Origin of the sequence: Burkholderia guangdongensis (assembly GCF_013403875.1) — a bacterium.
GTDB lineage: Bacteria > Pseudomonadota > Gammaproteobacteria > Burkholderiales > Burkholderiaceae > Burkholderia > Burkholderia guangdongensis.
This window is the reverse complement of record NZ_JACBNX010000038.1, coordinates 21322-29564: the sequence shown is the minus strand read 5'-3', so window position 1 is coordinate 29564 and position 8243 is coordinate 21322. Positions and strand designations below refer to the sequence as shown.

The window sequence follows — 8243 nt, the reverse complement described above, 5'->3', positions numbered from 1 at the left end:
AAATGGTGATGCCGGGCGACAACGTGTCGATCACGGTGAAGCTGATTGCGCCGATCGCGATGGAAGAAGGTCTGCGCTTCGCGATCCGCGAAGGTGGCCGTACCGTCGGCGCCGGCGTCGTCGCCAAGATCATCGAGTAAGCCAGTTATTCGTTGATCGACAGTTTAGGGGCTGGTGAAAGCCAGCCCCAACATGGTCTAGGGGTATAGCTCAACTGGCAGAGCGTCGGTCTCCAAAACCGAAGGTTGGGGGTTCGATTCCCTCTGCCCCTGCCAAAAAATCGCCACGTTGTCAGACGTGGCATTTGTTTTAGGGTGTTATGGCGAATCCATCCGTCGAAACTGTTAATACCTCCGGCGATAAGCTGATGCTGGGCCTGGGCGTATTGTTGGTCTTGGCCGGATTCGTGGGCTTCTTCTGGCTGGGTAGCCAGGAGTGGTATGTCCGCGGCGCCGCGCTTGCGGTGGGTGTGATTGCCGGTATTGCCGTCGGACTGATGTCCGCGCCTGGCAAGACCCTCATCGCCTTTGCCAAGGATTCGTACAAGGAAGTTCGCAAAGTCGTTTGGCCTACTCGCAAGGAAGCAACGCAAACCACGCTCGTCGTGTTCGGTTTCGTGCTCGTGATGGCAATTTTCCTCTGGTTGAGTGACAAATCCATCGAGTGGGTAATTTTCTCGGCGATCCTGGGTTGGAAATGATATGAGTGATAGTCCGGTATCCCCGAGCGGAAAACGTTGGTACGTCGTGCACGCCTACTCCGGCATGGAGAAGAGCGTGCAACGTGCGCTTCAGGAGCGCATCGAACGTGCCGGTATGCAGGACAAATTCGGTCAGATCCTGGTCCCGACCGAAGAAGTGGTCGAGGTCAAAGGTGGCCACAAGGCCGTGACCGAGCGTCGTTTCTTCCCCGGCTACGTGCTGGTCGAGATGGAAATGACGGACGAAACGTGGCACCTCGTGAAGAACACCGCGAAGGTCACCGGTTTCGTCGGCGGTGCGCGTAACCGCCCGAGCCCGATTTCCCCGAAGGAAGTCGAGAAGATCATGTCGCAGATGCAGGAAGGCGTCGAGAAGCCGCGGCCGAAGACCCTGTTCGAAGTCGGCGAGATGGTTCGCGTGAAGGATGGTCCGTTCACGGACTTCAACGGCACCGTCGAAGAAGTGAATTACGAAAAGTCGCGTGTTCGCGTGTCGGTCACGATCTTCGGGCGCTCCACGCCGGTCGAACTCGAGTTCGGCCAGGTCGAAAAAGTCTGATCAAGATTCGATGGGCAGCTTCGGCTGCCCGTCTTCGCGCTTACGGTCCGCGTGATTGACCGTTGAGGAGCGTCAGTAGCGTCACCGCGAACGCGCGTTATCACTCACCGAACGCCTTCCCGGCGTTCCAACGAGGTTTTCAAAATGGCAAAAAAGATTGTCGGCTTTGTCAAGCTGCAGATCCCTGCAGGTAAAGCCAACCCGTCGCCGCCGGTCGGTCCGGCACTGGGCCAGCGCGGCCTGAACATCATGGAGTTCTGCAAGGCGTTCAACGCGCAGACTCAAGGTATGGAGCCGGGTCTGCCGGTGCCGGTGGTCATCACGGCATACGCGGACAAGAGCTTCACGTTCGTGATGAAGACGCCGCCGGCGACCGTCCTGATCAAGAAGGCGGCGAAGGTGGACAAGGGCTCGAGCAAGCCGCACACCGACAAGGTCGGTTCGATCACGCGCGCTCAAGCCGAAGAAATCGCGAAGACCAAGATGCCGGATCTCACGGCAGCTGATCTGGACGCAGCCGTTCGCACCATCGCAGGTAGCGCACGCTCGATGGGCATCACCGTGGAGGGCGTGTAAATGGCCAAGATCTCGAAGCGCCGTCAGGCATTTGCCGCTAAGGTCGATCGTCAGAAGCTGTACGCGATCGAAGACGCACTGGCACTCGTGAAGGAATGCGCGAGCGCGAAGTTCAACGAATCGATCGACGTCGCAGTCCAGCTCGGCATCGACCCGAAGAAGTCGGACCAAGTGGTTCGTGGTTCGGTCGTGCTGCCGGCTGGTACCGGCAAGTCGGTTCGCGTTGCGGTGTTCGCGCAAGGCGAGAAGGCTGAGCAGGCACGTGCAGCCGGCGCGGAAATCGTCGGTATGGAAGACCTGGCCGAGCAGATCAAGGCCGGTCAAATGGACTTCGACATCGTGATCGCTTCGCCGGACACGATGCGTGTCGTCGGTACGCTGGGTCAGATCCTCGGCCCGCGCGGCCTGATGCCGAACCCGAAGGTCGGCACCGTGACGCCGGACGTCGCGACCGCCGTGAAGAACGCGAAGGCTGGTCAGGTCCAGTTCCGCGTCGACAAGGGCGGTATCATCCACGCGACGATCGGCCGTGCGTCGTTCGAGCCGACCGCGCTGCGTTCGAACCTGTCCGCGCTGATCGAAGCGCTGCAGAAGGCGAAGCCGGCAACGAGCAAGGGCGTGTACCTGCGCAAGATCGCACTGTCGAGCACGATGGGCATCGGCGTGCGTGTCGACCAGGCTACGCTGGCCGCGCAGTAAGCAAGAAATTCCGGCCGCTCCCAGGAGCGGCCTCAAAGGGCTTTGGGCGGTTGCCCGCGCAGTAAGGCGAGCAACCGGTTATCAAAGACCGTTGGTGGGAGCGCAGCAGGCAGGCGGTCCCTTAATTCAAGCCAACGCAGATGGCGAACCCGAAAAAGTTTTGCAGTGGTGAAGCCTCGAAGCAAGAAGCGATTCGCGCGACGAGGTGGAAATACTCCTAACGAGGTCGGACGCCGTTGTTGAACGAGGTACGTGAGGTTTCGTGCCGAGCGTATCGTTTCTGGAGGCTAACCGTGCCGCTTAATAGAGAAGACAAGCAAGCCGTCGTCGCTGAGGTTTCCGCGCAAGTCGCGAAGGCCCAGACCGTCGTGCTGGCTGAGTATCGTGGAATTGCGGTTGGCGATCTGACCAAGCTGCGCGCGAAAGCGCGTGAGCAACAGGTGTACCTGCGCGTTCTGAAGAACACGCTGGCGCGTCGCGCCGTTGAAGGTACGCCGTTTGCTCCGCTGGCAGAGCAGATGACTGGCCCCCTGATCTACGGCATCTCGGAAGATGCGATTGCTGCTGCGAAGGTCGTCAACGACTTCGCGAAGGGCAATGACAAGTTGGTCATCAAGGCTGGTTCGTTCGATGGCAAGGTGATGGACAAAGCTGGCGTGCAAGCGCTGGCAAGCATCCCGAGCCGCGAAGAACTGCTCTCGAAGCTGCTGTTCGTTATGCAAGCGCCTGTTTCCGGCTTTGCGCGCGCCCTGGCCGCGCTCGCCGAGAAGAAGCAAGCCGAAGCTGCATAAGCGAACACGCATCAGCGTCACTGATCGCTGGCTGTATCCGAATTCAATTTAGGAGTATTTCAAATGGCAATCGCAAAAGAAGACATCCTGGCAGCGGTCGAAGGCATGACCGTTCTGGAACTGAACGAACTGGTCAAGGCATTCGAAGAGAAGTTCGGCGTGTCGGCAGCTGCTGTGGCAGTCGCTGGCCCGGCAGGCGGCGGCGCTGCTGCTGCTGCTGAAGAGAAGACCGAATTCACGGTCGTTCTGGCTGAAACGGGCGCCAACAAGGTTTCCGTCATCAAGGCCGTTCGCGAACTCACGGGTCTCGGCCTGAAGGAAGCGAAGGACCTCGTCGACGGCGCACCGAAGCCCGTCAAGGAAGGCGTGGACAAGGCTGCTGCCGACGAAGCGAAGAAGAAGCTGGAAGAAGCCGGCGCGAAGGTCGAAATCAAGTAAGTTTCGACGCGCTGTGCGAAGGCTGGCGGTATTTTCACCGCCGGCCTTTTTGTGCTTTGTGGGGACGCCGCTTCGGCACTCTTTACCGAGGCCGGGCGAACGCCCCCAGAAGCCAAATAGAAGCGTCGCCAGGCGATGTTTCTATTTGTCTTCTGAAGCGACTGCAGAAGGCAAGTTTGGTCGGGCAGCGGGCAACACAGGCATCCGCTGCCGTCAGCCAGCGGTTGGTAGCGGCCAACCACCAAGCTTCTCGGCTCGTTCAAGCCGTCGGACGGCCATCGGGTCTCAGTCGGTGAACACTCGGGTTTGACGCGTCCAGGTATCCCGCCTCGACATCGCCCGCCGTGATTCGGAGATCGTATGCAATATTCCTTCACCGAGAAGAAGCGTATTCGCAAGAGTTTCGCGAAGCGCCCCATCGTTCACCAGGTTCCGTTCTTGCTGGCTACCCAGCTTGAATCATTCAGCACGTTTCTGCAAGCCGAAGTTTCGACGGCACAGCGCAAGCCTGAAGGTTTGCAGGCCGCTTTTACATCGGTATTTCCCATTGTTTCGCACAACGGATTTGCACGTCTCGAGTTCGTGAGCTACGCGCTGTCGTCGCCGGCATTCAACATCAAGGAATGCCAGCAACGCGGCCTGACGTACTGCTCCGCGCTGCGCGCGAAGGTCCGCCTCGTCATTCTCGACAAGGAATCGCCGAACAAGCCCGTCGTCAAGGAAGTGAAGGAGCAGGAAGTGTACATGGGCGAAATTCCGCTCATGACGCCGACCGGCTCGTTCGTGATCAACGGCACCGAGCGCGTGATCGTGTCCCAGCTGCACCGTTCGCCGGGCGTGTTCTTCGAGCACGACAAGGGCAAGACGCACAGCTCGGGCAAGCTGCTGTTCTCCGCGCGGATCATTCCGTACCGCGGCTCGTGGCTCGACTTCGAATTCGATCCGAAGGACATCCTGTTCTTCCGCGTCGACCGTCGCCGCAAGATGCCGGTCACGATCCTGCTGAAGGCGATCGGCCTGACGCCGGAACAGATCCTCGCGAACTTCTTCGTGTTCGACAACTTCACGCTGATGCCGGAAGGCGCGCAGCTCGAGTTCGTGCCCGAGCGCCTGCGCGGTGAAGTCGCGCGCTTTGACATCACCGATCGCGACGGCAAGGTCATCGTCCAGAAGGACAAGCGGATCAACGCGAAGCACATTCGCGACCTCGAAGCCGCGAAGACCAAGTTCATCTCGGTGCCGGAAGACTATCTGCTCGGCCGCGTGCTCGCGAAGAACGTCGTCGACGGCGATACCGGCGAAGTGATCGCGAACGCGAACGACGAGATGACCGAAAGCGTGCTCGACAAGCTGCGCGAAGCGGGCATCAAGGATATCCAGACGCTCTATACGAACGATCTGGATCAGGGCCCGTACATCTCGTCGACGCTGCGTGTCGACGAAACCGCCGACAAGACGGCCGCGCGCATCGCGATCTACCGGATGATGCGTCCGGGCGAGCCGCCGACCGAAGAAGCGGTCGAGGCGCTGTTCAATCGTCTGTTCTACAGCGAGGAAGCGTACGACCTGTCGAAGGTCGGCCGCATGAAGTTCAACCGCCGCGTCGGCCGTGACGAAATCACCGGCCCGATGACGCTGGAAGACGACGACATCCTCGCGTCGATCAAGATCCTCGTCGAGCTGCGCAACGGCAAGGGCGAAGTCGACGATATCGACCACCTCGGCAACCGTCGTGTGCGTTGCGTCGGCGAACTCGCGGAGAACCAGTTCCGCGCGGGTCTCGTGCGCGTCGAGCGCGCGGTGAAGGAACGCCTCGGCCAGGCCGAAAGCGAAAACCTGATGCCGCACGACCTGATCAACTCGAAGCCGATTTCGTCGGCGATCCGCGAGTTCTTCGGTTCGTCGCAGCTGTCGCAGTTCATGGACCAGACCAACCCGCTGTCGGAAATCACGCACAAGCGCCGTATTTCCGCACTCGGCCCGGGCGGTCTGACGCGCGAGCGCGCGGGCTTCGAAGTCCGTGACGTGCACCCGACCCACTACGGCCGCGTGTGCCCGATCGAAACGCCGGAAGGTCCGAACATCGGTCTGATCAACTCGCTCGCGCTGTACGCGCACCTGAACGAGTACGGCTTCCTCGAAACGCCGTACCGCAAGGTCGTCGACGGCAAGGTGACCGACCAGATCGACTATCTGTCGGCGATCGAGGAAGGCCGCTACATGATCGCGCAGGCGAACGCGATGGTCGCCGACGACGGCACGCTCGTCGACGAACTCGTGTCGTCGCGTGAAGCCGGTGAAACGATGATGGTCACGCCGGATCGCATCCAGTACATGGACGTCGCGCCGTCGCAGATCGTGTCGGTCGCAGCCTCGCTGATTCCGTTCCTCGAGCACGATGATGCGAACCGTGCGTTGATGGGCTCGAACATGCAGCGTCAGGCCGTGCCGTGTCTGCGTCCGGAGAAGCCGGTCGTCGGTACCGGCATCGAGCGCACCTGCGCGGTCGACTCGGGCACGACGGTTCAGGCGTTCCGTGGCGGCGTCGTCGACTATGTCGACGCGGGCCGTATCGTGATTCGCGTGAACGACGACGAAGCGGTTGCCGGTGAAGTCGGCGTCGACATCTACAACCTGATCAAGTACACGCGTTCGAACCAGAACACGAACATCAACCAGCGTCCGATCGTGAAGATGGGCGACAAGGTCTCGCGCGGCGACGTGCTGGCCGACGGCGCCTCGACGGACCTGGGCGAGCTCGCGCTCGGCCAGAACATGCTGATCGCGTTCATGCCGTGGAACGGCTACAACTTCGAAGATTCGATCCTGATCTCGGAGAAGGTGGTCGCGGACGATCGCTACACGTCGATCCACATCGAAGAGCTGAACGTCGTTGCACGCGACACGAAGCTCGGGCCGGAAGAAATCACGCGCGACATCTCGAACCTGGCGGAAGTCCAGCTCGGCCGTCTCGACGAATCGGGCATCGTGTACATCGGTGCGGAAGTCGAAGCGGGCGACGTGCTGGTCGGCAAGGTGACGCCGAAGGGCGAAACCCAGCTCACGCCGGAAGAGAAGCTGCTGCGCGCGATCTTCGGCGAGAAGGCGTCGGACGTGAAGGACACGTCGCTGCGCGTGCCGTCGGGCATGAGCGGCACCGTGATCGACGTTCAGGTGTTCACGCGTGAAGGCATCCAGCGCGACAAGCGCGCCCAGCAGATCATCGACGACGAACTGAAGCGCTATCGTCTCGACCTGAACGACCAGCTGCGCATCGTCGAAGGCGACGCGTTCCAGCGTCTGGCGCGCATGCTCGACGGCAAGGTCGCGAACGGCGGTCCGAAGCGTCTCGCGAAGGGCACGAAGATCGACCAGGCTTACCTGCAGGATCTCGACCACTATCACTGGTTCGACATCCGTCTCGCGGACGACGAGGCAGCGGCGCAGCTCGAAGCGATCAAGAACTCGATCGAAGAGAAGCGTCACCAGTTCGACCTCGCGTTCGAAGAGAAGCGCAAGAAGCTCACGCAAGGCGACGAACTGCCGCCGGGCGTGCTGAAGATGGTCAAGGTGTACCTCGCGGTGAAGCGCCGTCTGCAGCCTGGCGACAAGATGGCGGGCCGTCACGGCAACAAGGGTGTCGTGTCGAAGATCGTTCCGGTCGAAGACATGCCGTACATGGCCGACGGCCGTCCGGCCGACGTCGTGCTGAACCCGCTCGGCGTGCCGTCGCGGATGAACGTGGGTCAGGTTCTGGAAGTGCACCTCGGCTGGGCCGCGAAGGGCCTCGGCTGGCGTATCGGCGAAATGCTCGCGCGTCAGACGAAGATCGAGGAGCTGCGTGTCTTCCTGACGAAGATCTACAACGAGTCGGGCCGCGCGGAAGAGCTGGACAGCTTCAGCGACGACGAGATCGTCGAGCTCGCGAAGAACCTGCGCGAAGGCGTGCCTTTCGCGACGCCGGTGTTCGACGGCGCGACCGAGGAAGAAATGTCGAAGATGCTCGACCTCGCGTTCCCGGACGACATCGCCCAGCAGCTCGGCATGAACCCGTCGAAGAACCAGGTCCGCCTGTACGACGGTCGCACCGGCGAGATGTTCGAGCGCCGCGTGACGGTCGGCTACATGCACTACCTGAAGCTGCACCACTTGGTCGACGACAAGATGCACGCGCGTTCGACGGGCCCGTACTCGCTCGTCACGCAGCAGCCGCTGGGTGGTAAGGCGCAGTTCGGCGGCCAGCGTTTCGGTGAGATGGAAGTGTGGGCGCTCGAAGCGTACGGCGCGTCGTATGTGCTGCAGGAAATGCTGACGGTGAAGTCGGACGACGTGAACGGCCGGACCAAGGTTTATGAGAACCTGGTCAAGGGCGATCACGTGATCGACGCCGGCATGCCGGAATCCTTCAACGTGCTCGTGAAGGAAATCCGCTCGCTCGGTATCGACATCGATCTCGACCGCAATTAATCGGACTACGGAG

8 protein-coding genes and 1 tRNA gene are annotated in these 8243 nt (G+C 61.0%); all 9 read left to right on the top strand.

Annotated features, from left to right (window positions below):
• The coding region (locus HZI36_RS25830) for an EF-Tu C-terminal domain-related protein (RefSeq protein WP_080312955.1) at positions 1-140 on the top strand (140 nt) is incomplete at its 5' end.
• A gap of 59 nt (positions 141-199) precedes the next feature.
• A tRNA-Trp gene (locus HZI36_RS25825) sits at positions 200-275 on the top strand.
• Between the two features lie 44 nt (positions 276-319).
• The gene (secE, locus tag HZI36_RS25820; RefSeq protein WP_179405511.1) at positions 320-700 is read left to right on the top strand and encodes a preprotein translocase subunit SecE; all 381 of its coding nucleotides are present in this window, start codon (positions 320-322) and stop codon (positions 698-700) included.
• Position 701: 1 nt separating this feature from the next.
• Complete coding sequence (gene nusG, locus HZI36_RS25815) at positions 702-1259, top strand: transcription termination/antitermination protein NusG (RefSeq protein WP_179405510.1); 558 nt, start codon at positions 702-704, stop codon at positions 1257-1259.
• A 144-nt stretch (positions 1260-1403) separates the two neighbouring features.
• Positions 1404-1835 (top strand): 50S ribosomal protein L11, encoded by a 432-nt coding sequence (rplK, locus tag HZI36_RS25810; RefSeq protein WP_096508991.1) that lies wholly within the window; start codon positions 1404-1406, stop codon positions 1833-1835.
• Positions 1836-2534, top strand: a complete 699-nt coding sequence (gene rplA / locus HZI36_RS25805) for a 50S ribosomal protein L1 (RefSeq protein ID WP_179405509.1) — start codon at positions 1836-1838, stop codon at positions 2532-2534. It begins immediately after the preceding gene.
• Between the two features lie 293 nt (positions 2535-2827).
• Positions 2828-3325, top strand: coding sequence for a 50S ribosomal protein L10 (gene rplJ / locus HZI36_RS25800; protein ID WP_179405508.1), 498 nt, complete (start codon positions 2828-2830; stop codon positions 3323-3325).
• A gap of 63 nt (positions 3326-3388) precedes the next feature.
• Entirely contained in the window at positions 3389-3763 is a 375-nt protein-coding gene (gene rplL / locus HZI36_RS25795) for a 50S ribosomal protein L7/L12 (protein ID WP_179405507.1), read from the top strand.
• Between the two features lie 360 nt (positions 3764-4123).
• Positions 4124-8230 (top strand): DNA-directed RNA polymerase subunit beta, encoded by a 4107-nt coding sequence (rpoB, locus tag HZI36_RS25790; RefSeq protein WP_179405506.1) that lies wholly within the window; start codon positions 4124-4126, stop codon positions 8228-8230.
• The last annotated feature ends 13 nt before the right edge of the window (positions 8231-8243 follow it).

Coding starts and splice junctions, on each gene's coding strand:
- secE (WP_179405511.1), top strand. CDS start 320: ATGGCGAATCCATCCGTCGAAACTGTTAATACCTCCGGCGATAAGCTG.
- nusG (WP_179405510.1), top strand. CDS start 702: ATGAGTGATAGTCCGGTATCCCCGAGCGGAAAACGTTGGTACGTCGTG.
- rplK (WP_096508991.1), top strand. CDS start 1,404: ATGGCAAAAAAGATTGTCGGCTTTGTCAAGCTGCAGATCCCTGCAGGT.
- rplA (WP_179405509.1), top strand. CDS start 1,836: ATGGCCAAGATCTCGAAGCGCCGTCAGGCATTTGCCGCTAAGGTCGAT.
- rplL (WP_179405507.1), top strand. CDS start 3,389: ATGGCAATCGCAAAAGAAGACATCCTGGCAGCGGTCGAAGGCATGACC.
- rpoB (WP_179405506.1), top strand. CDS start 4,124: ATGCAATATTCCTTCACCGAGAAGAAGCGTATTCGCAAGAGTTTCGCG.